A 25,574-nucleotide genomic window follows, 5' to 3' on the forward strand; every position below is an offset into this window, starting at 1 on the left:
TCCCAAATATGGTCACTAATGACAAAACGATCCGTATTCATTCTAAAAATCCCAAAAGGACTCTTGAATCATAAATTGGAACGTTTGGGAATCCCTTAATTGTCAACAGGCCCTAAAAGACCTGCAATGAATTGGAATTTTCTTAAGCCATCAGGAATCAAATATAAAGCAGTTTCGGATGTTTTTTTAGGGTCAGACTTTCTTCTATTTAAAGTCGGTGAAAGCAAAGGTTCTTCGGATGAAAATGTTTCTGAGAAATGATGCTCTCTTTTATTTAAATAGGATGGTGGAGCTTGCCACAAACAAAATGGCATCGACCGACGTTTTGACAAAAAAGGGCGTTTCCAAAAGAACCACCAGAAGTCTTTAGTTAAATAGTATGCTGAGATGATGTGGATAAATGCTTTAGCGGCAAAAAAGCGCTTTGACTTTATCTTAGCGTGTGCAAGCGCGTAACGGAATTTATTCAATACTTTTTTTAGTATTTTCACAATGCTACCCCTGAAAAAGCATCATAAAATTATCGTTTAAATGGAAGCGCTCTTTCCCAGTCGTTTCTATCATCTATAAAGAGAGAACCGCCACGTGGCATATACTCGGGTCCACGAACATGATTTGGGAAATTGGGGAATTGTGAAAAATGTTGTTGAGTTTCGATTTTAGTGAAGCGATCTTCGATTTTTTCCATTACTCCTTTCAAATCTTCCATCTTTATAGACTTTGACTGAGATTTTTCTTGAGGTGCGGAACTATCATTTTGGTTTAAGGCACTACTGAATGGAGCGAGTGAGTTAGATGAAAGAACATCGGATATTAATTCAGAAGCCCTAGATTGAAGTTGACTTATGATTTCTGGAGTTAAATTCAGCAACTCAGTTTTTAAAAGGAGGCCTTCTATTCTTTCAAGTTCAAGATTCGCTTCGGTTTTATCTGTTGGCATAGAAAACTCTATTAATTAACACGAGTAAATAAAATTTACACCGCTCTTTGAGGTTGCACAATAGCAAATTGAGGGAATTTATTCAGATCGCTTTTGGAAGTTTTGTCAAGCATAATAAATTTTGCCTTTAATTTTAGTCGAGTATAGGTTGATTATCTGGACTGATGTTTGGGTAAGGTTCATCTAAGTTTTTGTTTTATTTGTATATTTTAAAATTATAGAATGTATGAATAATTTTACGCTTAAATATTGCAATGCGTTGGTCAACTTTTAAAAATTAAATATTTTGGGCTCTTTTTTACAAGAATCGCTTGGGTGTAGATTTTGTGTTTGATATGAGCCTGTGCAATGAGGCACGGCATATTTGCACGTCAAAGCGCCTTGCTTTGCTTCCTCCATATGACTGAACAGGAAAACGCCCTGTGATTTGTAACATGCTCGGATGCTTAGTTTCTGAAGCATGTTAATGGTGCGTTTTGCTGTATCGGTGATCACCACGACTTTAGCCCCTTTGAAGTGGTGAAATCTTGATCCAAGGTTTTGGATCGCCAGTTCCCAATGATCGAAGATGTTTTGGATTTTCTCGATCTTGGTTGTTAGGTTACTACGGATTTTCAGGTTCTGGGAATTGGCAACCTTGATCTTTGATCCCGTAACAATCGGCATGGTGCCTCGGTCAATTTCCAGCAGGAAGAGATGTTCCAACCCTGTGTGGCGATTGCGCAGGATGAACAGGGCATCGTTTCTGACTTGCAGGATTTCCCCATTTGCTAAATCGGCTTTCAGGGTAATGGACCCGTCCCCTAAAACTGGAGAGCACCTTCTCCATTTACCCGGATAATTCACAAACATCTTTTTTCGGATAAAATCTTATCCAAGTTACCCAAAAATCATTGGCAAAAGGGTGCAACCGATCCGCGCTCAGTGGTTTGTTCTGGTGTTGTGTGGATATTTACGCGCAAATCAACCTTACATGGTTTGTGTTTGATTTTGAGGCAGCATAAGACGTCCTCTTTGACAGGGCTGGGAGAGGGTATTCAGTTTTAGGCTTTGGCTGTTAACCCGGAGCCAGCCGCTTCCAGGCGGTGAAGAAGAGGGCTTGATAAGGATAAACATCCGGGAAGCTCAATTTAATCCGGCGCACGGAACGGATCACTTTTGCGCCGATCTTGAATAATTTGAGGCGGATGGTATGGGGGGCGGCTTGGGCCAGTTCGGTTCCCTTCAGCGCTTTCAGGCGAATATGGGTGACAAGCACATAGGCAAAACCCTCCAGCAGGAGGCGCAGATAATTGGAGCGGAACTTATGGGCACTGGCGCGATAGCCGAACAGGTCCAACTGGCAATCCTTGATCCGGTTTTCCATATCCCCGCGCGGGCAGTAGATATTTTCGTAAAGCACACGCGCGACAATATCCTTGCCCGGCCTTTGCTTGTTGGCGAACATCTCTTTGCGCTTCTTTTTAACCGCGCGGATCACGCGCGGGCTGGCCTCATCCAGCGAGGTCATGAGAAAGCGCACATGTTGGCCTTTGCCCTCTTGATCCTCGACTTTGGCAATCACATTGTAAGGCCGACCCCACGAACCGGTCTTGGGAATATGGGCGAACAGGCCGAAGTTTTTCAGGAAAGTGCGGCCCTCTTTCACCCGTTTTTTTGATGTTTGCGATCGGGCCTCTGTTGCCTTGCGCAGCAGATATGAATTCCGCGCCAGCCCAAAGATAAAATCGACAGAGTTGGCCTTGCACCAGCGTTTGTGGATTTGCTTGACGATGGTCGAAATCGCCCGGCGTGCGCCACGGGCCCCATCGCAATCGCCTTGGCGCAGTTGTGCCCAGAGTAAATGTGGTCCGGCAAAAATGTACAGGGGCAGGAACCCGCGCTGTTCGTAATAGCCATTCCATGCAGAAAATTCCTGATGGCCATGCACTTTAATATCGGTGGCATCAATATCCAGAATGATCTCATGGGGGTGCTGTGCGTGATGATCCAGAAACAGATCACACAGCAGTTCCTGCATTTTGTAAAACCGGGGGCTGAGCTTGTGATAGCGTGTGTTGCCCGTCGAGCTACAGCATTCTACTCGCCCCAAGGTAACGGAAGACGCCAGCTTGCCGCTGTCTTCTTCAGCCATCAATCGCAGGGCCGGATCAGTACACAAGGCATCATGGTCATTCAAATCTTCGTAACCAAGGGCGAGGCCTGTCACCCGTTGGGCTAACAGATTGGACAGATTATAACGCACGTACCGTCCGTCTCGCTGATCCCAAAAACAATCGGCCAAACGTGAAAATAAATCCATCCGATGCGCCGCCTCACGCAACAAAACCACGCCTCCATCTGACGTGATCTCCCCACCGTCAAACGCCGCAACAACCTGCTTTTTACCCTGATTGGAAAACAACATCGAAAAAACACTCTGTTATTTTTGCACATAGCATATTTTAACATAACTCTATGTTATTGTTCAGATTACTCTGTGAAGAGGTTAGGTTTGTGACGGATTCGGGGTTAAGCATGTGTTTTGTCCGATTTTGCCTCAATGATCCGATGGGGCGATGAATTTTTCACCGAGACCGGTGTCGTAGGCGAGGCCTTCGGCGCTTAGCGTCACGCCGAAATCGCCGTCTATGACTAGGCCTTTGCGCTTCAACGCCACCCAAACGGCCGGGTTGGAAAAACCACTGGCATCTTTGGCTGACACCACAAATGGACCGACATGCACATGATCACCGTGGGCGTGGGGCAGGTGCCTGATGGTGACGGCACCGCTCTCTTCGTTCCTGACAGATAAATTCGGTTCGTTCGCCAATACCTGAGACAGGGCAAGGGTGCGTAATTGTAGCTTATTCAGTTTGAGTGGGTTTTTCTTCGCGGCCATGGGATTTTCCTTCATCTGGTTCTTTGAATCTAAAGATAATGAAGGACATGCTTTGAGCGCAATCACATTCTTTAGTTTCGAGAATTCAGGACCAGTGTGATCTTTTGTTAAGCTGCCTTCATAGAGATTTCCAGACAGGGTTGCAGAGGCGTTTTATATCCTATAGCCGAATGAAGCCTCTGCCGATTTGGAAGATTTTATACGGTGTTGTTTGAGGGTTTTGCGATAATCCTTGCAGGTATATTGGGCGCCACACCAATATTAAATTGATCCGTTGTTGCGCGGCGAGATTGGCACAAATTATATGGCGACGTACAATATGCGGGTCAAATATTCAAATATATGTTCGACTTTGCATTCGTGTCTTGCGTTTAGCCCGCCTTTTTTTATATGGTGCAAACCTTAATTGTAGGGAGAGCGAACAATGAGCAAGGGCCATTACATTCAAACCGGTGAGGGAGATGTGGTTTTAATGCTCCATAGTTCCATGAGTTCCAAATCACAGTGGAAAGGTTTGATGACGCAATTGTCATCTACACATCATGTGATCGCGATTGATTTGCTTGGTTATGGAAACGCCCCTTTCCCGTCACAGGGAGAGGGGTATAGTCTTAAATCTGAACTTGCACAAATTGATCAGGTTTTGGGTGAGCTTGATATTCTTGAAGAAACAACAGTGCATGTCATCGGTCATTCCTTTGGTGGGGCAACCGCTTTACGATGGGCGTATGAGCACCCCCTGAAAGTAAAATCATTACACCTGTTTGAACCTGTCGCCTTTCATTTACTGGAAGCGCCCTGTGAGGGGTTGAGCCAAATTCTTGGGATGATTGACGGGTTATATGAGGACTTTAAAAATGGAAATAAAGTTCGTTTATGTCAGGCTTTTATAGATTACTGGTCCGGTCAGGGTGCCTTTGATAGCTTTCCACCAAATGTGCAGCAAGCCATGATTGCTCAAGTGGATAAAGTTATTCTGGATTTTGAAGCTTTGTTGAAAGAGCCGCTTTCATTAAACGATTATGCTTCTTTTTCCTTTCCCATCAGTCTGATTATGGGGGAGCGTAGCCCGATATCCTCGCAAACCATCTCGCATAAATTAAAAGATACATTGCGCCATTTGACGTTCTACCAACTGGATTGCGGGCATATGGGACCCATCACGCATTCGGATTTGGTCAATGAGATCTGGTGTAATGAAGTTGTCAAAAATAGTATCTGAGAAATGACATTAACCTTTTCATCATAATGATAATAATCAACGCTATATTTTAAATATAAATTAGGGATCGTGTGCCAGCTTGTCTATTCGTCGGGTTGGGTGTTTTCTAATTTTGAACAATTATTATAAAGGCAGTTTGTCCCTGTGAAGTAATTGTATTGTGATATTTATTTTGCCTCTATTAACATATGTAAATGACGAAATGACGTTTTTCTCCTACTCCATAAGTTTGGAAAGAATGACTAAGGAGACCGGAACATGTCAAATAAACTCGTCGTAACAAGCCTGATGGCACTCGCTATGATGACAGCACCTGCTTTTGCAGATGGCGATGCGGAAAAAGGTGAACGAGTTTTCAAAAAATGCAAAGCCTGCCATACGATTGAGCAAGGCGGCAAACATAAAGTCGGACCTAACCTGTTTGGTATTTTTGGCAGTAACGGTGCTTCGGCAGAAGGCTATAAATATTCAAAAGGCTATCTGGCTGCGGCGGAGAACCTGAGCTGGGACGCGGCCTCTTTAGATGAATATCTGCAGGATCCTTCCAAATACCTCTCTGCCAAGGCTGGTAAAAAAGTTAAATCAAAAATGACTTTCAAGCTGAAAGGCAAGAAGAAGGCGGATGACCGCGCGGATGTCATTGCTTATTTAGCAGCACAGAAATAGGGATCTGAAGATTTGCACCCGCCTTTTGGCGGGTGTTTCTCGTATGGCCTGTGTTGATTGAAGTATCAACTATTTAGAGGCATTGTCGGATGGATCGTCATCCGACCAAAATATTTTGCATCCACAAAAGAATAGACAAGAAACGGATCAAGTTATGAGTGAGGATAAGCGAAACGACGACGGAAAAATTGTCGTCAAAAACTTATATAAGGTCTTTGGGAAAAACCCGGCCAAAGCAATGAAGCTTCTGAACCAAGGTGTTCCCAAATCAGAAATTTTTGACCGAACCGAACAAGTCGTCGGTGTGTGTGACGCAAGTTTTTGCGTTCAGGAAGGTGAGATTTTTGTTGTCATGGGGTTATCCGGTTCGGGGAAATCCACCTTGGTACGCCTCCTCAATCGTTTGATCGAACCCACATCGGGGCAAGTTCTGTTTGATGGCAAGGACATTGCCAAAATGTCTGATAAAGAACTCATGGACCTGCGTCGTAACGATATGAGTATGGTTTTTCAGTCTTTTGCTTTGATGCCACATCTTAATGTTATTGATAATGCGGCCTTTGGTCTGGAATTATCCGGTGTCGATCTTGAAGAACGTCACAAGCGCGCTCTGGAAGCCTTGGAGCAAGTTGGACTGGAGGCCTTTGCGCACAGCTATCCTGATGAACTGTCGGGTGGCATGCAGCAACGTGTCGGGCTGGCCCGTGCCCTTGCAAACGACCCGGCTGTTATGTTGATGGATGAAGCGTTTTCCGCCCTTGATCCTTTAATTCGCAGTGAAATGCAGGATGAACTTTTAACCCTACAAGAAAAACATAAGCGCACGATTATTTTCATTTCGCACGATCTGGATGAAGCCATGCGCATTGGGGATCGTATTGCCATTATGGAAGGCGGGCGCGTTATTCAAGTCGGTACACCGGAAGAGATCCTGAACAATCCGGCTGATGAATATGTGGAATCTTTCTTCCGTGGTGTCAATGTTTCCACTGTTCTCAGTGCCAAAGATATTGCGCGTAAAAGTCAGGTTACCGTGATCGGGCGTGCTGGTGTGGGTTTGCGTACCGCCTTGGAAGAATTGCGACAGGAAGACCGCTCTTATGCCTACGTTCTCGGTAAAGATAGAAAGTTTGCCGGAATTGTCTCGTCCAAATCTTTAAAAGAGGCGATCAAGGTTGATCCGGCGCAAGACCTGTCCTGTGCCTTTCTTAAAGATATCGACACCTTGCCGGCAGATACGGCCCTGTCGGAAATTATCGGCAGTGTCGCCAATGCCGAATGTGGTCTGCCCGTTGTCGATGAAAATCACAAATATATCGGTGTGGTCACAAAAACATCCTTGCTCGAAACACTGGATCAGGAAACGGAGGAAGTGGCACATGGCTGATCAAGCAACAACAAACCCGTGGGGCGCGGCGCCTGAAGCTGCTGCACCTGCAACGCCAACTCCCCCCGCAACGGGAAATGAAGGCACGGCCTGGGGTGTTTCCGAACAATCCAGTACTGCCCCGCAGGCAGACTGGCTGGCCAATTCACATGCTGATAAGGTGGATTTCAATATCCTTGATCCTTTTTCCCATGCGGTCATCCCACTGGATGTCTGGGTGGAAAACGGGCTGGAATGGCTCGTTACCAATTTCCGTCCGGTCTTTCAGGCCGTGCGTATCCCGATTGATGCGACACTCAGCGGGATTGAGGCGGGCCTACAAGCGATGCCTGCGGCCCTTGTTATCGTGATCTTTGGCTTGATTGCTTGGCAAATGGCAAGTAAGCGGTTGGCTTTGGCCTCTGTCGTTTCGTTGGTGACGATCGGTTTGATCGGGGCATGGTCTGAAACAATGGTGACGTTGGCGCTTGTTTTAACGTCCGTGTTTTTCAGTATGGTGATCGGTTTGCCCATCGGCATATGGCTGTCGCGTTCGGACAAGGCGGCGACAACGGTGCGGCCCATGCTGGATGCCATGCAAACAACCCCGGCCTTTGTTTATCTGGTGCCGATTGTCATGTTATTTGGCATCGGCAACGTGCCCGGTGTCGTTGTCACCATTATCTTTGCTTTACCGCCCTTGATCCGTTTGACCAATTTGGGCATCCGTCAGGTTCCTGATGATTTGATCGAGGCTTCACGTTCTTTTGGGGCCAGCCCGAGCCAGCTTTTGTTTAAAGTTCAGCTTCCGCTTGCCATGCCGACCATTATGGCGGGGGTTAATCAGACGTTGATGTTGTGTCTGTCCATGGTGGTGATTGCCTCCATGATTGCGGTGGGCGGTCTGGGGCAAATGGTTTTGCGTGGGATCGGGCGACTGGATATGGGGCTTGCGACCGTTGGCGGTGTCGGCATTGTTTTGCTGGCTATTGTCTTGGATCGCATCACACAAGCAATGGGTGAAGAAAAACGCCACAAAGGCATTCGCCATTGGTACGAAACCGGGCCTGTCGGTCTGGTGCGCAGTCTGGTTGTGAAATCGTAAAACGTCATTTTAATCACTTAACTGTTGTTAATAATTTTTGAGGAGACAATCCATGAAATTCAGTCATTTCATTCGTCACGGCGCAAAAGCGGCCGCTTTTCTCGCTGGGGCGATGATCTTGTCCGCGCCGGCTATGGCCGATCATCATATGCCGGGTAAAGGCGTTGTTGTGCAGCCCGGTCAAGACAATGTGGATGGGGAAAATTTCCAGACCATTCTCGTGATGAAAGCATTGAAAGAGCTGGGTTATGACGTCAAAGACGTCCAAAATGCCAAATATCCGGCCTTGCATATCTCTATCGCAAACGGCGATGTGACGTTTATGGCAGATCATTGGAACCCCTTACACCAAGCATTTTACGACAAAGCCGGTGGTGATGAAAAACTGTCACGCACAGGCGGCTATATCGAAGGCTGTGCCCAAGGTTATCTGATCGATAAAAAAACGGCTGAGAAGTATAATATCACCAACATTGGTCAACTGACCGACCCGAAACTTGCCAAGCTGTTTGATGCCAATAACGATGGCAAGGCCGATCTGGCAGGTTGTGTCCCCGGTTGGGGTTGTGAACGTGTGATCGAACATCAAATGGATGCGTTTGATTTGCGCAAAACAGTCACCCATAACCAAGGTGAATATTCTGCCATTATCGCAGAGACCATTACGCGTTATAAAGAAGGCAAGTCGATCCTGTACTATACATGGACGCCTTATTGGGTTTCCGGTGTCTTGGTCCCGGGCAAAGACGTCACATGGATCGAAGTTCCGAAATCGGCACACCCGAACGGTGTTGACACCAAGCTGCCGAATGGTAAGAACTACGGTTTCGAAGTGAACGCACAAATGATCGTTGCAAACAAAGCGTTTGTCGAGAAAAACCCGGCAGCAGCCAAGTTGTTTGAAGTGATGTCTGTTTCTGTAAACGATGTTTCTGCGCAAAACCTGAAAATGAAGGATCAAGGCGAAGGCGGCTGGAAAGCAGCCCAACGTCATGCAGATGCGTGGATTGCAGCAAACCGCAAAATGTTTGATGGTTGGCTGGAAGCGGCCCGTGCCGCTGCTAAATAAGCCACTTTAGAAGACAGAAAAAGCCCTGATGTCTTTGGATGTCAGGGCTTTTCTTTTGCCTATTTTTTTCTGATCTTTGTGAGAACAAGAAGGCCAATAAGCGTTAAAGCAACGAATGTTGAGCTGAGGGGAAAAGCCAATGGAATACTGGCAATAAGTGTCAATACCCCTAAAAGGAAACTGCCAAAAAACGTGACGGCCAACATCAACAGGAACAGTAAAATCAAGGCACCTAAGGCAAGCCCCAACAAATTTTCAACATGGCGTTTCATCAAAGAGAACCCGGTTTTGAAATGTCTCAAAGCTTAACATGACAAGGGACATAAGAAAACAGCCCTGCCATCAGGCAGGGCCGTTTCTTCAATGATATCATTACTGATTTTAAGCCGCCGCACAATCCAGTTTTTCAGGGGCTTCCATTAAGGTATCATGCAGGACTTTCACCGCTTGGGCGAATTCGCCTTCATGGGTGACAAACTGCATATCCACATTGCGACTGCCTGTATGGCAGAACAAAGTCGCAATCCCGTTTTCATGCAATGCGGAAACGGCACGCGGGAAATAGGTCTGGCATCCTAAATTGGCCCCAATGATAGAAACAAGGGCGACCTTCTGTGTGTTGATTTCAACATCGTCTGGCAAAATCTTTTCCAATGTTTCCACGCAACGGCGCACCTGTTTAATAGGAGCGGCGACATAATGGGTGATCGTATTGGCATTCATACTTTTGGTGACAGTGCGTACGTTAAAACGACGGAAAGTCTCCAGTACTTTTTCCTGATTGCCGAAGGTGCCAACCATGTGTTGATTGAAAATCTCAACTTCATAGACATGTTCCAGACCCGTGACAATCTCGGCCCGTGGCTTAGACGGATAGAAGTTATCGCGAATAATTGTTCCCGGATGTTCCGGTTCAAACGTATTTTTAATCCGCAACGGGATACCCAGCTCGCGCAATCCTTTGGCGGCCAGGGGATGAATGGCTTCCATTCCCATATTGGACAGCTGATCTGCGACATCATAGTTGGTTTCGCCAATCACATGGACATTTTCCGGACCGACCAGTCTCGGATCTGCGCTGCTCAGGTGAAATTCCTTATGAATGATGGCTTCGCGGGCTTGTGTTAAGCAGGCCACCTGTGAGAATGTCACTTCGCTGTAACCACGTCCATAATGTTTCATCAAGCCATCGGATGTTTGGGCATACCCGGTCACGATGGGTAATTGTCTGGAGAGATCAATCTCATCAAAGGCTTCGTTGATGCGTTTTTCCAGCGTATAGCTATCCAAAGAACGCCAGCCGGATAAGTCCACAAAGGTTGCATTGACACCCCGGCGGTTTAAGAGCAAGGCTGTATTATAGGCACTGTGGACTTCCCCAAGGGCGCTGAGCATTTCACGCACGGTTGCCAGATGTTCTTCAAGCTGGAAATGTCCATAGGAACACAGGCGATGGAGATCAACCAGACAGGAACGCGTCCCTTCAATGCGATCTTCGATGAACTGGTTCGCCATTTGACGATCGGCAGCTTCATGGAAAATTTCATCGTTCATCTTGCGCATTTCACGCGCAACGTCACTGAGTGCATCCCCCCATGCCCAATCGCTTTCGCTATTGCTATAAAGGGCATAAACACCGGGTTTTTGTGATTTCTTATGTTCAAGCAAACGGTCTGTCATACCGCCATAGGCAGATACGACAAAAACACGATTATAGATATCGGCTTTTTCACGGTTTCCCAACAGGATGTTCTTAAATACAGCATCCACATTGGTCATAGACGTTCCGCCTATTTTCTCAACCGTATGGGAGTTCAGGCTATTGTCTTGCATTGTTTTCTCTATAAAAAATATCTAAAAGGCCTGCCCCCCGAAGGAGGCAGGTATAAACGGTTTAGGCACATTCATCCTCAATTAAAGGATAAACACCGTCCGCGTCATGGTCTTCCAGTCCGGTCAGGGCCGGGGTGAAAACACAAATCATACGCAGGTCTGTTTTGGCCCGCAGATAATGCTTTTCATGCCCGTTGAGCGCATACATGGTGCCATCGCTAATGGGATGGATTTTACCGTCGCTCAGGTCTTCGATCTCACCTTCACCACCCACACAATAAACCGCTTCCAGATGGTTTTTATACCAAATGAGGGTTTCTGTACCGGCGTGAATAATGGTTTCATGGAATGAAAACCCCATACCGTCTTTGCGCAACAACAAGCGGCGACTGGTCCAGGTGTTGGTGTCCCCGGTTACTTCGCGTTCTGTTCCTTTAATTTCATCGACGTGTCGGACAATCATGATGCCTCCTGAATATAGACGGTGTTGTTCTGTTTCGTGAATTCACGAACGGACTCTTTAATGATTTCCAGTCCTTCGTTCAGTAGGTCTGGATCAATGACCAACGGGGCAAGGAATTTCAGGATACTGGAATCCGCACCGGCTGTTTCAATAATCAGGCCTTTTTCAAACGCGATTGCAGAAATCTTTGAGGCCAAATCCGGTGCACCGAAATCAAGGCCCCACGCCATACCACGCCCACGAATGGACAGGTTAAGGTCGGGATGTTCGGCCACAATATCTTCCATGGCCGCTTTCACAACCTCGCCATACTGCAAGACCTGTTTGGTCAAGCTGTCGTCTTCCCACATCTTGAGGGCTTGAGTTGCGGCGACAAATGCCAGGTTATTGCCACGGAAGGTTCCGGTATGTTCGCCCGGTTGCCATTGATCTAGCTCAGGGCGCATCAACAGGATGGACATGGGCAAACCACCGCCCAAGGATTTGGACAATGTAATCATATCGGGACGAATGCCAGATTCTTCAAAACTAAAGAAGCTACCAGTTCGACCATTGCCCATTTGAATATCATCAATGATCAGCAAAATATCAAAATCACGGCACAGTTTTTCAAGTTCCTGCAACCATTCGGCACTGGCGACATTGATCCCGCCTTCACCCTGAATGGTTTCGACAATCACGGCTGCCGGTAAATCGATCCCGCTGGAGGCATCGCTTAAAACCTTGCGGATATAATCAATGGTGTTGACGCCTTCGCCGAGATAGCCGTCAAACGGCATAAAGTCTGTATTGGCGCGAACCCCGTAGGATTCATCACGGTAGAAGCTGTTCCCGGTAACGGAAAGGGACCCCATCGTCAGGCCGTGATATCCATTTGTGAAGGTCAGGATGTTGGAACGCTGCTTGACCATACGGGCAAGTTTAATCGCGGTTTCAACCGCATTGGTGCCTGTCGGTCCGGTAAACTGGACCTTATATTCCATATTGCGCGGTTCCAGAATGGTATTGACAAAGGTTTGCAAGAAATCACGCTTGGCCGATGTTGCCATGTCCAAACCGTGAATAATGCTGTTGCCTTTCAGGTATTCAATCATTGCTTCTGTAATCAAAGGATGATTGTGACCATAGTTCAAGGTGCCGGCACCGGCAAAGAAGTCGATATAACGATTGCCGTGCTCGTCAAAGAGAAGGGCACCTTCGGCTCTGTCAAAAATAGCGGGGAAAGAGCGGACATAACCGCGAACCTGCGATTCAACTTGTTCAAAAATTCTCATGGGGCTTACTCCGTAAGTCACTGTTTATCAAAAGAGATGATGATTTTTTTTTCGGCTTCGTGGTTTGATCCACCCCCGCTGAGGTCTTCCGCGCTCAGGTAATCGGATGTATCGACACGTGCGCTTTTACTTTCGGCAAAGCGGGTGAAAAAATTGTAGGAGGCCATGTTGGAAGGGGTGTAGGTGGCCTCGACTTTTTCAACAGGTGTCGGATCATTAACGCCAATGAGACGTTCCAGCATCATATGGGAGAGTTTATGTCCCCGGCATTTTTCGGAAACGGCAATTTGCCAAACAAAAAGGGTTTCTGGCTCTGTCGGTTTGCGATAGCCGCCAATAAAGCCGACGACTTCTTCTTCATTGCTGATATCCCGGCAAATCATACTGGTTTTTGAAAAGTGATCGCACAGTAAAAAATATGCATATCTGGAATTTAAATCCAGAGGTGGGCACGACTTGATAAAGTCATAAACTTCTCGCCCATCCCTTTTTTCAGGGATTTCGAAAGTAAAGATAGGAGCCTCCTGCATCCGTTTCAAAATATGCATGGAGGATACGTGTTAATGCTTCTTCGACATTCACATATGTTAACGCGCTTAACTTATGTTAATCATATAATGAAAAAAAGGCTGAAACAAATCCGATTTATCAGTCGTGATCTTGAAATCAGGCGTCAGGGTCATAGTCTGCGATTTCGGGGTGCAGGGTTCCCTCAAGATGATTGCTGTCGTATCCGCAGATACTGCGCAATTTCTTGGCATTTTTCAGGATGACATATCCGTTATAATATTCCAGCAAGCCTTCTTTGCGCATGGCCTTCAGGGTGCGATTGACATGCACAATACTTAAGCCCAGACAATCTGCGATCATTTCTTGTGTAATGGGCATGCCGTAAGCGAGTTTTTCGACAAAACCGACAATTTCCAGACGGGAATGCAGTTCCAAAAACAAATGTGCCATACGCTCGCGTGCATTGCGCCGTCCCAGACTGACCACATGTTCGGTTAACATGGCCTCTTCACGGGCGGATGCCCAAGTAACAGCGGCGGCGAGACGGGGGGCTTCATAAAAAAGCCGGGCGATATCTTTGCCATCAATTAACGTTGTGACGCAATCGGTCAGGGTTTCCGTATCAAAATCAGACACACCGAACAAGCAGGCGCGTACACCGGTTAAATCGCCGGGCAGAATAAAGCTGGTAATCTGACGGCGGCCATCGGATAAAATCTTGTAACGACAGGCCCAGCCATCCATCACCAGAGAGACATTTTCGGAATTCGAAGGGATCAACGATTGCCCCTTGGGCAATTTTTGCGTCTTGAAGCTTAAATCCAGAATGACCTGCACCTCATCGTCGGTGAGATCCATTAAAAGCTTCAATTTCTCAATGAGTGGATTGGTCGCTAAATTTTCCATAACGCAATCATAGTTTTCTTGCATGAAAAAGCAACGTTTTTACCGCATGATACGAAGGGGAGGGACGATTTTTTAACGCTGTTATTTTTAACGCTTTTCAGCGGTATGACATGCCTTGATATTTCTCTTTTGTTTATCTAAGATTGAGTAAGGGAGAAATAAATCTCATGCTTTATTATATCGCGCGATTTTTTTGTTTTTTTGCCATGACGTTCACCTTTGTTAAAAATGCGCCAGCATCAGAGGTTGCAACGGTCTTTACGTCCTATTTTCCAACGGTTGTGATTGATAATCCACAAAATCCGGGGCTGGCCTACGAAATTGTTGCAGAGACATTTAAGCTTGCCGATAAGAAATTTCAAATTATCCATCTGCCGTGGGCACGTGCGCAATATATGGCGAAGCACACACCGCAATCTCTTATTTTCCCGTTCTCTTGGACACCAACACGGGACAAGGATTATGTCTGGCGGGTCAATATTTTTAATAATCGCACCCATTTTATCACCTTCAATAAAACGAAGTTAACGGCTGAAAGTGCGCGTGACAAATATATTGGGGTGCAATTGAAATCCAGCTGGGACAACTGGTTGACGGAACAAGGATATCAACGTGTCTATCGCGTTCCGGAAGATGGGAGCGAGCTGATCAAGCTCTTGCGTCTCAACCGGGTTGATGCATGGTACACCGATCAAATTATTGCCGATGGGGCCTTAAAGAAGCTCAATGACCCCAATATCACCTATAGTGACCCCATACAGACATTTAAAACCTATCTGGCAACCAGTCGCGCAGCCCCCTATCCTCATATGGATGAACTGGAAGTTGCCTTTGAAAAATTGCGCGTGTCTGGCAAACTGGATCAACTTTTTGATAAATACGGCATCACCCCGAATTATTGAGTGATTCTGTATTGTTTTTCTGCCATTCAATTTGGAAAAAAATGCGCACATAGGTAGATTTTAATAATTCTAAATCAACTTTTCACCTTTACACATTTGTTGTATAGCTATAGCCCAAAGATATAAGCGAAATGCCTTAATAGTTGGGCGTTACAAATAATATAAATGTAAAAGTGTGGAAGAATGCGTTTTCGTTTTAAAACAGGATTGATTGTGGCCAGTTTTCTTTTAATTGGCCTTCCGTCTGCAACAATTTTGATTGCTCAATGGATTACAGGACAAGAAGCCGCTCATAAAGTTGCCCATAATCTTTTTGAGACAACATCGCGCCGGGTTGTAACTCAAGTTGACAATCTGATTGATATCCCCATGAAGATGTCAGGTGTGTTTGCAAACAGCACTGTCGCAGAAAAGCCAACGGATGACGGGCAGGCGATGGCTGTTCAACATCAGGTTTTTAATGTTTTGTCAGAAAACAGTTCTCTTTATTCCATTTACTTTGGGTTTGATGACAGCAGTTTCTATCAGGTGATTGCAACACGGGGGAACGATAAGGTTATCGTAAAACACAAAGCCCCGGAAAAAACCGCATGGATTGTCCGCACAATCTATATAAACGATCGTCAGGAACGTGTTCAAAGCTGGACATTTTTGGATGAAGATAAAAACAAGCTGGATGGGCATGTCGAACCGGCACCGGATTATGATCCGCGCAAACGCCCTTGGTATGATGCGGCTGTTTCTGCCGGAAAGGCGACATTATCGGATGTGTATGTTTTTAATTCGCTTGGCTTGCCGGGAATTACCGCTTCTCAAGGGTTGAAGCATAACAAAGGTGTGGTTGGGGTTGATATGACTCTTGCAGATCTCAGCCAATATGTGAGTGATCAAACATTGTCGCCCAACAGTCTTGTCTTTATTTATGACGGGAAGAACCGGGTCGTGGCCTTACCGAATAAGATGAAAGACATCGCTGTCCTCAGTGATATCAAGGCTGTTGCTTCAGACGCGATCCAAGCGGTCTTTAACGGCGGGGATCAGGGCGATTTTTATACAAGAGTTGTGGCGCTGGATATGGATGGGCCGGGGTTTAAGGTTGGCATTTCCGCACCGACCTCGGATTTCACGGAAAGTTATCAGGATATGCAGCAAAAGGTCTTTATGATTATTATGGCCTGTTTGCTGATTATTGTGCCGTTTGTTGTTTATACCAGTCAACGCCTGTCTGTCCGGGTGAAGGAATTGGCAGATGATGTTCAGAGAATTCAAAAAGGCGATTTCTCCTATACAGAGAAAGCCCCGGCAAATGTCATAGAGCTGGCGGAACTGGAAAGCAGTTTTGCCGATATGCGCGTGGCTTTGGCCGAAGTGGAAAAACTGCATCTTGAAAAAGAAAAAGAGCAGGAAGCTAAAATCCAGCTTCAGTCCCAGCGTGAGAAGGACATTCAGGAATTTCAGGCCGGGATCGCTTCGGTCTTTGAGGGGCTGGATACTGCAGATCGCACGATGAAAGTAACTGCCGAAGAAATGAAAGGTATTGCGCAGCATACACAGCAGCAATCTGCCTCGGTTTCGTCATCGGCAGAAGTCACATCTGGCAATGTGGAAACGGTTGCGAGTGCTGCAGAAGAATTGTCTGCATCGATTGGGGAAATTGCAACACAGGTAAATCTGGCGGGTGAATCGACATTACGTGCGGTTCGCGAAGCCAAAGACACATCCGATAAAATCAGTGTTCTGGAACAAAATGTATCTCAAATCAGTGAATTGGTGGTGTTGATTAATGACATTGCCTATCAAACCAATATGCTGGCTTTGAATGCAACCATTGAAGCCGCGCGCGCTGGTGCCGCAGGTAAAGGGTTTGCGGTTGTCGCCGGTGAAGTGAAAACATTGGCGAACCAAACGGCCTATGCAACGGATGAAATTGCGAAACAGATTGAACTGGTGCAAACCTCCACGCGAACCTCTGTTGAGGCTATTAACAGTGTGTCAAATGTGATTGAGGAAATCCGGGTGGTGTCCACATCTATTTCAACGGCGATTGAACAGCAAAAAGCAACCACGGTTGAAATTGCTCGCAACGTTGAACAGGCGGCAAACGAAACACAAAATGTCTCGCAGGAAATTAGGCATTTACAGGAAACGGCGGATCGGTCTCAAAGTGCGTCTAACGATATTGACGTTGCGGCGCAGGGTTTGTCTTCTCAAGGGGAGGTTTTACGCAAAAAAATCACAGACTTCCTTGAGCGGGTCAGCTGAAAGAAAGCTTTAAAATGAAACAAAAAAAGAAGCCCTCGATCCAATGGTCGAGGGCTTCTTTTGTTTAAGACGGTGAAGTCTTAGTAACGGTAGGTGTCCGGTTTGAACGGACCATTGATCGGAACACCGATATAATCCGCTTGTGCCTGAGACAGTTTGGTCAGTTTCACACCCAGTTTTTCGAGGTGCAGGGCCGCCACTTTTTCGTCCAGATGTTTCGGCAGAACGTAAACGTCTTTGGCGTATTGACCGTTTGCATTGTTTTTATACAGTTCGATCTGAGCCAAAACCTGATTGGTGAAAGAGGCAGACATTACGAAAGACGGGTGGCCTGTTGCGCAACCGAGGTTAACGAGACGACCTTCAGCCAACAGGATGATCTTGCGACCGTCCGGCAATTCGATTTGATCGACTTGCGGCTTGATGTTGGTCCATTTGTAGTTTTTCATCGCAGCGACTTGGATTTCGTTGTCGAAGTGGCCGATGTTACAAACGATTGCGCCATCTTTCATGTTGTCCATGTGGTCTTTGCGAATGATGTCGAAGTTCCCTGTTGTGGTGACATAGATGTCGCCTTCGGGCAGGGCGTCTTCGATGGTGACAACTTCGAAACCTTCCATTGCCGCTTGCAGGGCGCAGATCGGATCGATTTCAGTCACCAGAACGCGACAACCGCAAGAACGCAGGGATTCCGCAGAACCTTTACCCACATCGCCGTAACCGCAAACCACAGCGACTTTACCCGCCATCATCACATCGGTTGCACGACGAATACCGTCTACGAGAGACTCGCGGCAACCATATTTGTTATCGAATTTGGATTTCGTCACAGAATCGTTGACGTTGATCGCCGGGAACAACAATGTGCCTTTGCGCGCCATTTCGATCAGGCGGTGAACACCGGTTGTTGTTTCTTCGGTAACGCCCATGATGTCTTTGGCGGCATTTGTGTACCAGTTGCCGTCTTCAGCCAGTTTGGCTTTAATGGCTGCAAACAGGACTTCTTCTTCTTCGGAACCCGGGTTATCGAGAACGGAGATATCTTTTTCCGCATCCTGACCGAGGTGCAACAACAAAGTTGCGTCCCCACCATCGTCCAAAATCATGTTCGGTGAGGAGCCATCGTGCCATGTGAACAGGCGGTGTGTGAAGTCCCAGTATTCTTCCAATGTTTCGCCTTTATGGGCGAAGACAGGAATGTTGGCCGCTGCGATTGCTGCCGCTGCATGATCCTGTGTTGAGAAGATGTTACAGGAAACCCAGCGGACTTCGGCACCCAAGGCCACCAGTGTTTCGATCAACACAGCAGTTTGGATGGTCATATGCAGGGAGCCTGCAATTTTGGCGCCCTTCAACGGTTGAGACGCGCCAAATTCTTCGCGCAATGCCATCAGGCCCGGCATTTCAGCTTCGGCCAGGTTCAGTTCTTTGCGGCCCCAGTCAGCGAGGCTGATGTCTGCAACCTGATAATCGGTAAAGTCACCCATGTGTCTGTTCTCCAGAATGTCATGTCATAAGAATGTCTGTTGTTTGAAAAACAGGATCGCCGGAAATAGGCAATCCTGTGTGTTTCTAACTTGCGGACAATATAAAGAAATCTTTATATGTTTATCAAGAAGTATTTTGATTTATTTTTCTGGCATGTTTCCTGCTTAATCAATTGGTAATACCACTATCATAAAATGATAAAAAACAGGAGAAAATCATGTCAGATGTAAGAATGTATATCCCGCCTAACAAGGATTATCAGGCCGATTTCGCACAACGTCTTGTAAATGCGGTTGGTTTCGAAAATGCTATTCGGGAATGTTATGAAAATCAGTGGCTGGGTACACTTATTCATGTCCGCTACCTGCAACAGCGTTATGGGCAACAGGGTCGGTAGGATTTACCGCAAACAGGTTGAAAATTACGAATTTAAGATCTCGGTATTGGGCTGCACGGAATGTGATTTTTTGAAACAGCGCAGGATAAAGCTGGAACGGGAATGGCGAATGCCCGGAATCTTATAAAGCTTTTCGCGCAAAAATGCCTCGTATCCCTTCGTCCCTTTAACCGCGACTTTAAGCTGGAAGTCATATTCACCGGTGGTCAGGTAAACTTCCAAGACTTCGGGCAGGGCCTCCATTGCCCGTTCAAATCGGGCCAATATGTCGTCGTCATGTCGCTCCAGGGTGACTTCGATGATGACCAGTTCACTTATTCCCAATTTTTCAGAATTGAGCAAGGCGACATAGCCTTCGATATATCCTTCGTTTTCCAGCCTTTTTACCCGTTGCCAGCAGGGGCTTGGCGAAAGACCGACTTTTTCTGCCAATTGATTGTTGTTTAACCGACCGTTGGCAGATAGTTCTTTCAGGATTTTCAGATCCATCAGGTCAAGTTTTTTAGATATGCTCATAATGTGAAAATATCATTCTTAAAATTTAAAATTTAAAGAATAGTAATCTGAAATATTACGAATTTAAAGAAAATTCAAAAACAAATTTTGCAGGCCTTCCCTTAGTATCGCTTCCTCGACGAAGGAGGAAGTTATGAGTTTTCTAAGTTTCAATTCCCACAATCCATTGGATGATATCCCGCGTGTACTGGATCTCATGCGCACTATGAGTTTTCATCTGGATGAGCTAAAAGTTTTGCCCAACGCAAATCAGTCATTTTGCATAGAAATGACCTGTGCGGCGAACGGGCGGATTAATGCCCATACACTTAAGCACCGGATTGGTAAACTTCAGGGAATTGAGAAATTTCACTTCGTCTAATGATCGTTGCTTTCAATTTGTGTCAGTAAAACTTCCAGCGTGTGTGTCAGGCGATCTAGATCCTTGTCTTCGCTTAGACGATGATCGCCGTTTTTGACAAAGGTGATTTCTACATCGTTGGACGCAATCATTTGCTGGATCCGCAGGGCGGTTTGCCACGGCACGTCCGGGTCCTGCATGCCGTGGATTAGGCGCACGGGCATGTTCAGATCAATCGGGCGGCGCAAAAGCAGGTTTTCGCGCCCATCTTCCAGCAGGGTTTTGGAAATGACATAAGGGTCATCCCCATAATCGCTGGGCAGTTCCACATAGCCTTGTTCGGCAATTTTTTGATGTTGTTCGGCGCTGAGATCGTTCATCATCAAATCTTCGGTAAAATCGGGGGCGGCGGCAATGCCAAGCAACCCGGCGACACGTTCGGGGCGTTTTAAGGCGGTTAGCAGCATATTCCATCCCCCCATTGAAGATCCGACCAGAACTTGCGGTCCCGTTGTCAATTGATCCAGCACATCCACGCTGTCATTAGACCAGCGGGTCATGCAACCGTCTTTAAACAAACCGTCTGATTGACCGTGGCCCTGACAGTCGAACCGTAAAAAAGCGTTGCCGCGTTTTTTGCAAAATTCTTCAAGGTGAAGGGCCTTGCCGCCGTCCATATCCGACATCAAACCATGTAAAAAAATCACACCGGGCGTGCGCCCCGGGCTATAGTGATAGGCGATCTTTTCACCATTCACTTGTGTTAAGTAGGCGGGTGGAGTATTTCCTGTAGGCATATCGGATGTCATAATCTATAAAAACCTGAAGAATTTACATTCAAGAACGAAGCGCATGATTGATAGCATTATTCAGCAAGACCCGCAAACCCCGCAAAAGACAAGCCGCCGTGCAACGGTGATGCAGGTGTTGCCTGCGATGGTAACGGGCGGCGTGGAACGCGGTACGGTTGAAATGGCGGAAGCCATTGTCAATGCCGGTGGTCGGGCCATTGTGGTTTCTGCCGGCGGACCGATGGTCCATGATTTGACCCGTGTTGGGGCCGAACATATTCAGATGCCGGTCGATTCGAAAAACTTTTTTATCATGCGTAAAAACGCCACACGGCTGGTCAATGTGATTAAACAGGAAGGCGTTGATTTGGTGCATGCACGATCACGCGCGCCAGCATGGAGTGCCTATTGGGCCTGCAAGCGTGCCCATGTGCCCTATATCACGACCTTCCACGGAACCTACAGCCACGGTAACCCGTTTAAACGCTGGTATAATTCGGTTATGACCAAGGGGGAGCGGGTGATTGCCATTTCGTCCTTCATTGCCGGACATATGCGCAAAATTTACGGGGTGCGCCGCGAAACCATTCGCTTGATCCATCGTGGGGTGGATCTGTTCCGTTTCAACCCGGAAAAAATCACAGCCGAGCGGTTGGTGAAGTTATCGACACAATGGAATATCCCTGACGGGGTGCCGGTTGTGGCCTTACCGGGACGATTGACGCGCTGGAAAGGGCAGTTGGTCTTTATTGATGCGATTGCCAAACTTGGCCGCCGTGATATTTGTTGTTTGTTGATCGGGTCCGATCAGGGGCGCACGGAATATCGCAAAGAACTGGAAAAGCGTATTCAGCACCATAATCTGCAAGGCGTGGTGACGATCGTGGATGAATGTAACGATATGCCAACGGCTTATATGTTATGTGATTTGGTGGTTTCGGCATCGACGGACCCCGAAGCGTTCGGACGGGTTGCGATTGAAGCGCAAGCGATGGGGCGTCCGGTTGTGGCAACCGATCATGGCGGGGCGCGTGAAACGGTGATTGAAGATCAAACCGGTTGGCTCTGTAAACCCGGTGATGCGGATTCAATGGCGAGCGCGATTGAAAAAGGTCTCAATTTGTCGGCACAAAAACGTGAGCAAATGGCAAAACAGGCCAAAGCGCATATCGCAAAAGAGTTTTCCAAAGAAGCCATGTGTGCCAAAACGCTGGAAGTTTATAACGAAGTCTTAAGTCTTGATGCATAATGCCTAATCGTAACGAAAAACAAGAACGCATTCTTGTGATTAAATTGAGTGCGCTCGGTGATTTTATTCAGGCCTTGGGGCCGATGAAAGCCATTCGTGACCATCATTGTAATGCCCATATTACTTTGTTGACGACCAAGCCTTACATGGCTTTGGGCAAAGCTTGCGGTTATTTTGATGCGGTGTGGGAAGATGAACGACCGAAAGCATGGCAGGTGCGCCGTACGTTGAAGCTGCGTCAAAAATTGAAAAGCGGAAATTTTGACCGGGCGTATGATCTGCAAACATCTGATCGTTCTTCGGGCTATTTCAAATTGATGGGCAGTGCGGTGAAATGGTCGGGGATTGCGCGGGGCTGTTCGCATCCCCATGCCAATCCACAGCGTAATTTTATGCATACCATTGACCGCCAAGCCGAACAGCTGGAAATGGCCGGGATCTATAAGACACCCATGCCGGATCTAAGTTGGGCAGAAGCCGATTTGTCGCGTTTTGATCTGGATAGCAATTTTGCTTTATTGGTCCCCGGTGGTGCCCCGCATCGCCCCGAAAAACGTTGGCCTGCGAAAAATTATGCCGCCTTGGCGCAAGCCTTGATCGAACGTAATATCCAACCTGTCATGTTGGGTACGGCGAAAGAAAGCGATGTACTGGATGAAATTCTGGATCGTTGCCCGGACGTGTACGACCTGTCCGGTCAAACCGATTTTATCGAAATTGCCACCTTGGCCCGCCGGGCAAGATTGGCGGTGGGCAATGATACTGGCCCCATGCATATGATTTCATTGGCCGGGTGTCGTTCTATTGTGCTTTATTCCCATGCCTCGGACCCGCAGCTTTGTGGACAGCGCGGGCCGGACGTCACGATTTTGCGTGAACAAAGTTTAAACGATCTATCTGTCGAAACCGTCTTAGCCGTGATCGAAGGTTAAAAACCGCCCCGGTCACTGAAATCATCCAAGAGCATGGCAATCCGGCCACTGTCGGTTTGATCCATAATAATATTGGCGCGTTGCACAGCGGATTGTTCTGCCATTTCCAGAATGCGTTGTTTGATCTTGGGGATGTTGCTGGCACTCATGGACAAATCACGGATCCCCAAGCCGAGCAAAAGGGCCGTAAAACGTGGATTTCCGGCCATTTCCCCGCACAGGCTGACAGGGATATTGTTGCGCAGGGCCGCTTGCGTGGTGAATTGGATTAATCGCAAGACAGCCGGGTGCAAAGGGTCAAATAAATGGGCGACTTGTTCGTCGGCCCGGTCTGTCGCCAGCGTGTACATGGTGAGATCGTTTGAGCCGATGGCGAAAAAATCACAGACACGCGCGAGAGCATCGGCTGAGAGGGCGGCACCGGGAACCTCGATCATGGCACCCAGCGGCGGCAAGGGATCGGGGATGTCCATACCTTCTTTGCGCATTTTATCGGCGACTTGTTGCAGGAAAAGGCGGGCCTGACGGACATCGTTGATCGAAGTGACCATCGGTAATAAAATCTTGACCGGGCCATGTTGTCCGGCCCGCAGCAGGGCACGATATTGAGTTTCCAAAATATCGGGGCGGTTTAATGACAGTCGAATACCGCGCATCCCCAAGGGCGAACAAATGGAATTTCCGAAATCCTCGATCAGGGATTTGGCGGTTTTATCTCCGCCAATGTCCAGAGTGCGTACGGTTAACGGTTTGCCGTCCAGACGTTCCAGTAACTCTTTGAATATTTTATATTGAACATGTTCATCCGGCAGGCTGTCGCGGTTCATATACATGAATTCACTGCGCAACAGACCGACACCTTCGGCCCCGTTGTTGATGATATTGTCAATCTCGACCGGCAGTTCCATATTGGCCTTCAGGGTGACTTTAACGCCATCGCTGGTTAAGGCTTCGCGGTCTTTTAAATAGGCAAGCCGCTTGTTTTTTTCTTCATTTTCAATGGCGCGGCGTTGGTAAAAACGGCGGGTTTTATCACTTGGGTTCACAATAACACGGCCCGCATCGCCATCAATAATGACGCTGTCGCCCGTATTGATCGCGCCAATGACACCAGCGGCCCCCAAAACAGCGGGCAGGCCAAGGGCGCGTGCCATAATGGCGGTGTGGCTTTCCGGTCCCCCCAGTACGGTCGTAAACCCGGCAACGGTTTTCGGGTTCATCAAGGCGGTGTCAGCCGGGGTGAGTTCTTCAGCGATAATGACGGAATTATCCGGCAAGTCATTAAAGGGTTGATGGGGTTCTTCACACAGGTTGCGCATAACGCGGGCTGCAACCTGATGCACATCGGATTGGCGCGAGGCGATATAGGCATCATCCAGTGCCTTGAACCCTTCGCTGATTTCATCCAGAACGTGCTGCAAGGCGGCTTCGGCATTGATTTTGTAATCGCGGATATGCTGATTTACACCACGCACCAGACGGGAGCCTTTCAGCATATGAAGATGGGCATCCAGAAGAAAGCCAAGCTCTTCGGCAGCAGCCGGGGGCAACTGGTTTGCTTTTTGTCGGAGTTTTGAAAGCTGGTTTCGCGATTTTTCAAGCGCGTTTTCCAGACGGGTCAGTTCGTCGTCTATATGGTCGGTCGGGATGCAATATTCGTTGATCTCGCACACGCCACTTTCGCGGATATGGGCGATACCAAATCCGATACCGCCTGAAACGCCGAGACCGTCGAATATTTGTTCCATATAATCGGCCTAATCTTCGCCGAATTTGTCGTTTACCAGTAAGGAAATGGCACTTAAAGCTTCTTCAGCCTGCGGGCCATCGGTTTTGACCTCGATCGATGTCCCGATGGAAGCCGCCAGCATCAACAATCCCATAATGGAATTGCCGGACACTTCCTGTCCGCCTTTGGCAACCATAATATTGGTGCCTTCGAATTCTGCAGCGGTTTTGACAAATTTTGCGGCGGCACGGGCGTGCAGGCCGCGTTGATTTTGGATTTCCAGTGTTTGGGAAAGGCTCATGTGATAATCGTCGTCTTAATCTTGTCCCAGCAGGCTGGAAGCTATGTTGATATATTTACGTCCGGCGTCTTGGCCTTGGGCTGCGGTTTCTGCCAAATCTTCGTTTTTCCGAACACTGGCGAGTTTGACCAGCATGGGCAGGTTGACCCCGGCGATAACTTCGACCTTGGCCTTGTCCATAATGGAGATCGCCAGATTAGAAGGTGTGCCACCAAACATGTCGGTCAGCAAAATAACGCCGTTGCCGCTGTCGCAATTGGAAACCTGTTCCAGAATATCGCTGCGCCGCTGTTCCATATCATCGTCAGGCCCGATGCAAACCGAGGATACATTTTCCTGCGGTCCCACAACATGTTCCAATGCTGCAATAAGTTCGTCTGCCAGACGACCATGTGTTACCAACACCATACCGATCATACGATCACTTCCCTC

28 protein-coding genes are annotated in these 25,574 nt (G+C 47.4%); 11 read left to right on the forward strand and 17 right to left on the reverse strand.

The genetic code is table 11. The features are described 5' to 3' along the window. Positions 1 to 95: 95 nt before the first annotated feature. The 5 genes from IEW74_RS14635 to IEW74_RS14655 form a co-directional block, all read right to left on the reverse strand. Complete coding sequence (locus IEW74_RS14635; RefSeq protein ID WP_188666529.1) at positions 96 to 491, reverse strand: hypothetical protein; 396 nt, start codon at positions 489 to 491, stop codon at positions 96 to 98. 29 nt (positions 492 to 520) lie between these two features. Then, complete coding sequence (locus tag IEW74_RS14640; protein ID WP_188666530.1) at positions 521 to 940, reverse strand: hypothetical protein; 420 nt, start codon at positions 938 to 940, stop codon at positions 521 to 523. A 270-nt stretch (positions 941 to 1,210) separates the two neighbouring features. Next, positions 1,211 to 1,792 carry a hypothetical protein gene (locus IEW74_RS14645; RefSeq protein ID WP_188666531.1) on the reverse strand — a complete coding sequence of 194 codons (582 nt, stop codon included), beginning with the start codon at positions 1,790 to 1,792 and terminating at the stop codon, positions 1,211 to 1,213. Positions 1,793 to 1,997: 205 nt separating this feature from the next. Then, a complete protein-coding gene (locus IEW74_RS14650; protein ID WP_188666533.1) occupies positions 1,998 to 3,347 on the reverse strand; it encodes an IS1380 family transposase in 1,350 nt (449 codons plus the stop codon). Between the two features lie 132 nt (positions 3,348 to 3,479). Continuing rightward, positions 3,480 to 3,821 (reverse strand): hypothetical protein, encoded by a 342-nt coding sequence (locus IEW74_RS14655; RefSeq protein ID WP_188666534.1) that lies wholly within the window; start codon positions 3,819 to 3,821, stop codon positions 3,480 to 3,482. A gap of 424 nt (positions 3,822 to 4,245) precedes the next feature. Between IEW74_RS14655 and IEW74_RS14660 the strand changes: the two genes are divergently transcribed. The 5 genes from IEW74_RS14660 (at position 4,246) to proX (ending at position 9,249) form a co-directional block, all read left to right on the forward strand. Next, the gene (locus IEW74_RS14660) at positions 4,246 to 5,043 is read left to right on the forward strand and encodes an alpha/beta fold hydrolase (RefSeq protein ID WP_188666535.1); all 798 of its coding nucleotides are present in this window, start codon (positions 4,246 to 4,248) and stop codon (positions 5,041 to 5,043) included. A gap of 258 nt (positions 5,044 to 5,301) precedes the next feature. Then, on the forward strand, positions 5,302 to 5,709 hold the full coding sequence (locus IEW74_RS14665; protein ID WP_188666536.1) for a c-type cytochrome: 408 nt from the start codon (positions 5,302 to 5,304) through the stop codon (positions 5,707 to 5,709). Positions 5,710 to 5,863: 154 nt separating this feature from the next. Then, positions 5,864 to 7,096 carry a glycine betaine/L-proline ABC transporter ATP-binding protein ProV gene (gene proV, locus IEW74_RS14670; protein WP_188666537.1) on the forward strand — a complete coding sequence of 411 codons (1,233 nt, stop codon included), beginning with the start codon at positions 5,864 to 5,866 and terminating at the stop codon, positions 7,094 to 7,096. Then, positions 7,089 to 8,180 carry a glycine betaine/L-proline ABC transporter permease ProW gene (proW, locus tag IEW74_RS14675; protein WP_188666538.1) on the forward strand — a complete coding sequence of 364 codons (1,092 nt, stop codon included), beginning with the start codon at positions 7,089 to 7,091 and terminating at the stop codon, positions 8,178 to 8,180. The genes proV and proW overlap by 8 nt, the downstream gene beginning before the upstream one ends. Positions 8,181 to 8,232: 52 nt before the next feature. Next, positions 8,233 to 9,249: a glycine betaine/L-proline ABC transporter substrate-binding protein ProX gene (gene proX / locus IEW74_RS14680; RefSeq protein WP_188666539.1), complete on the forward strand. Its 1,017-nt coding sequence runs from the start codon at positions 8,233 to 8,235 to the stop codon at positions 9,247 to 9,249. Between the two features lie 59 nt (positions 9,250 to 9,308). Here proX and IEW74_RS14685 read toward each other — a convergent pair whose 3' ends face one another. The 6 genes from IEW74_RS14685 to IEW74_RS14710 all read right to left on the reverse strand — a co-directional run bounded on the left by IEW74_RS14685 (position 9,309) and on the right by IEW74_RS14710 (position 14,235). Next, entirely contained in the window at positions 9,309 to 9,521 is a 213-nt protein-coding gene (locus IEW74_RS14685) for a hypothetical protein (protein ID WP_188666540.1), read from the reverse strand. A gap of 109 nt (positions 9,522 to 9,630) precedes the next feature. Further along, on the reverse strand, positions 9,631 to 11,082 hold the full coding sequence (locus tag IEW74_RS14690) for an aspartate kinase (protein WP_188666542.1): 1,452 nt from the start codon (positions 11,080 to 11,082) through the stop codon (positions 9,631 to 9,633). A 61-nt stretch (positions 11,083 to 11,143) separates the two neighbouring features. Next, positions 11,144 to 11,545 (reverse strand): ectoine synthase, encoded by a 402-nt coding sequence (locus IEW74_RS14695; protein ID WP_188666543.1) that lies wholly within the window; start codon positions 11,543 to 11,545, stop codon positions 11,144 to 11,146. Continuing rightward, on the reverse strand, positions 11,542 to 12,819 hold the full coding sequence (gene ectB, locus IEW74_RS14700) for a diaminobutyrate--2-oxoglutarate transaminase (protein WP_188666544.1): 1,278 nt from the start codon (positions 12,817 to 12,819) through the stop codon (positions 11,542 to 11,544). The genes IEW74_RS14695 and ectB overlap by 4 nt, the downstream gene beginning before the upstream one ends. Before the next feature lie 17 nt (positions 12,820 to 12,836). After that, a complete protein-coding gene (gene ectA / locus IEW74_RS14705; protein WP_188666545.1) occupies positions 12,837 to 13,367 on the reverse strand; it encodes a diaminobutyrate acetyltransferase in 531 nt (176 codons plus the stop codon). A gap of 118 nt (positions 13,368 to 13,485) precedes the next feature. Next, on the reverse strand, positions 13,486 to 14,235 hold the full coding sequence (locus tag IEW74_RS14710) for a Crp/Fnr family transcriptional regulator (protein WP_188666546.1): 750 nt from the start codon (positions 14,233 to 14,235) through the stop codon (positions 13,486 to 13,488). Between the two features lie 167 nt (positions 14,236 to 14,402). Here IEW74_RS14710 and IEW74_RS14715 point away from each other — a divergent pair, with 167 nt between their 5' ends. Together IEW74_RS14715 and IEW74_RS14720 are read left to right on the forward strand one after the other, a co-directional pair. Next, entirely contained in the window at positions 14,403 to 15,137 is a 735-nt protein-coding gene (locus tag IEW74_RS14715; RefSeq protein ID WP_188666547.1) for a substrate-binding periplasmic protein, read from the forward strand. 183 nt (positions 15,138 to 15,320) lie between these two features. Continuing rightward, positions 15,321 to 17,399 (forward strand): methyl-accepting chemotaxis protein, encoded by a 2,079-nt coding sequence (locus IEW74_RS14720; RefSeq protein WP_188666549.1) that lies wholly within the window; start codon positions 15,321 to 15,323, stop codon positions 17,397 to 17,399. Positions 17,400 to 17,479: 80 nt separating this feature from the next. Here the strand turns inward: IEW74_RS14720 and ahcY are convergent, their stop codons facing one another. Next, positions 17,480 to 18,886, reverse strand: a complete 1,407-nt coding sequence (ahcY, locus tag IEW74_RS14725; protein WP_188666551.1) for an adenosylhomocysteinase — start codon at positions 18,884 to 18,886, stop codon at positions 17,480 to 17,482. Between the two features lie 218 nt (positions 18,887 to 19,104). Between ahcY and IEW74_RS14730 the strand changes: the two genes are divergently transcribed. Beyond that, positions 19,105 to 19,284: a hypothetical protein gene (locus tag IEW74_RS14730; protein ID WP_188666552.1), complete on the forward strand. Its 180-nt coding sequence runs from the start codon at positions 19,105 to 19,107 to the stop codon at positions 19,282 to 19,284. 24 nt (positions 19,285 to 19,308) lie between these two features. Here IEW74_RS14730 and IEW74_RS14735 read toward each other — a convergent pair whose 3' ends face one another. Then, positions 19,309 to 19,800, reverse strand: coding sequence for an Lrp/AsnC family transcriptional regulator (locus IEW74_RS14735; protein ID WP_188666553.1), 492 nt, complete (start codon positions 19,798 to 19,800; stop codon positions 19,309 to 19,311). A 133-nt stretch (positions 19,801 to 19,933) separates the two neighbouring features. On the opposite strand from IEW74_RS14735, the gene IEW74_RS14740 reads away from it, so the two are divergent. Then, entirely contained in the window at positions 19,934 to 20,161 is a 228-nt protein-coding gene (locus tag IEW74_RS14740) for a hypothetical protein (protein ID WP_188666554.1), read from the forward strand. Here IEW74_RS14740 and IEW74_RS14745 read toward each other — a convergent pair. Then, a complete protein-coding gene (locus IEW74_RS14745) occupies positions 20,158 to 20,949 on the reverse strand; it encodes an alpha/beta fold hydrolase (RefSeq protein ID WP_188666555.1) in 792 nt (263 codons plus the stop codon). The two genes, IEW74_RS14740 and IEW74_RS14745, sit on opposite strands and share 4 nt — an antisense overlap. 43 nt (positions 20,950 to 20,992) lie before the next feature. On the opposite strand from IEW74_RS14745, the gene IEW74_RS14750 reads away from it, so the two are divergent. Together IEW74_RS14750 and IEW74_RS14755 are read left to right on the forward strand one after the other, a co-directional pair. Next, entirely contained in the window at positions 20,993 to 22,180 is a 1,188-nt protein-coding gene (locus tag IEW74_RS14750) for a glycosyltransferase family 4 protein (protein ID WP_188666556.1), read from the forward strand. Beyond that, the gene (locus IEW74_RS14755) at positions 22,180 to 23,112 is read left to right on the forward strand and encodes a glycosyltransferase family 9 protein (protein ID WP_188666557.1); all 933 of its coding nucleotides are present in this window, start codon (positions 22,180 to 22,182) and stop codon (positions 23,110 to 23,112) included. The genes IEW74_RS14750 and IEW74_RS14755 overlap by 1 nt, the downstream gene beginning before the upstream one ends. On the opposite strand, the gene ptsP is transcribed toward IEW74_RS14755, so the two are convergent. Genes ptsP through IEW74_RS14770 form a run of 3 tightly spaced genes read right to left on the reverse strand, consistent with a single transcriptional unit; the run spans position 23,109 to position 25,559 of the window. Further along, entirely contained in the window at positions 23,109 to 24,860 is a 1,752-nt protein-coding gene (gene ptsP / locus IEW74_RS14760) for a phosphoenolpyruvate--protein phosphotransferase (RefSeq protein ID WP_188666558.1), read from the reverse strand. The two genes, IEW74_RS14755 and ptsP, sit on opposite strands and share 4 nt — an antisense overlap. A gap of 9 nt (positions 24,861 to 24,869) precedes the next feature. Next, positions 24,870 to 25,142, reverse strand: a complete 273-nt coding sequence (locus IEW74_RS14765; RefSeq protein WP_188666560.1) for an HPr family phosphocarrier protein — start codon at positions 25,140 to 25,142, stop codon at positions 24,870 to 24,872. 15 nt (positions 25,143 to 25,157) lie between these two features. Then, a complete protein-coding gene (locus tag IEW74_RS14770) occupies positions 25,158 to 25,559 on the reverse strand; it encodes a PTS sugar transporter subunit IIA (RefSeq protein ID WP_188666562.1) in 402 nt (133 codons plus the stop codon). Positions 25,560 to 25,574: the final 15 nt, after the last annotated feature.

The organism is Terasakiella brassicae, assembly GCF_014641495.1.
GTDB classification, from domain to species: Bacteria; Pseudomonadota; Alphaproteobacteria; order Rhodospirillales; family Terasakiellaceae; genus Terasakiella; species Terasakiella brassicae.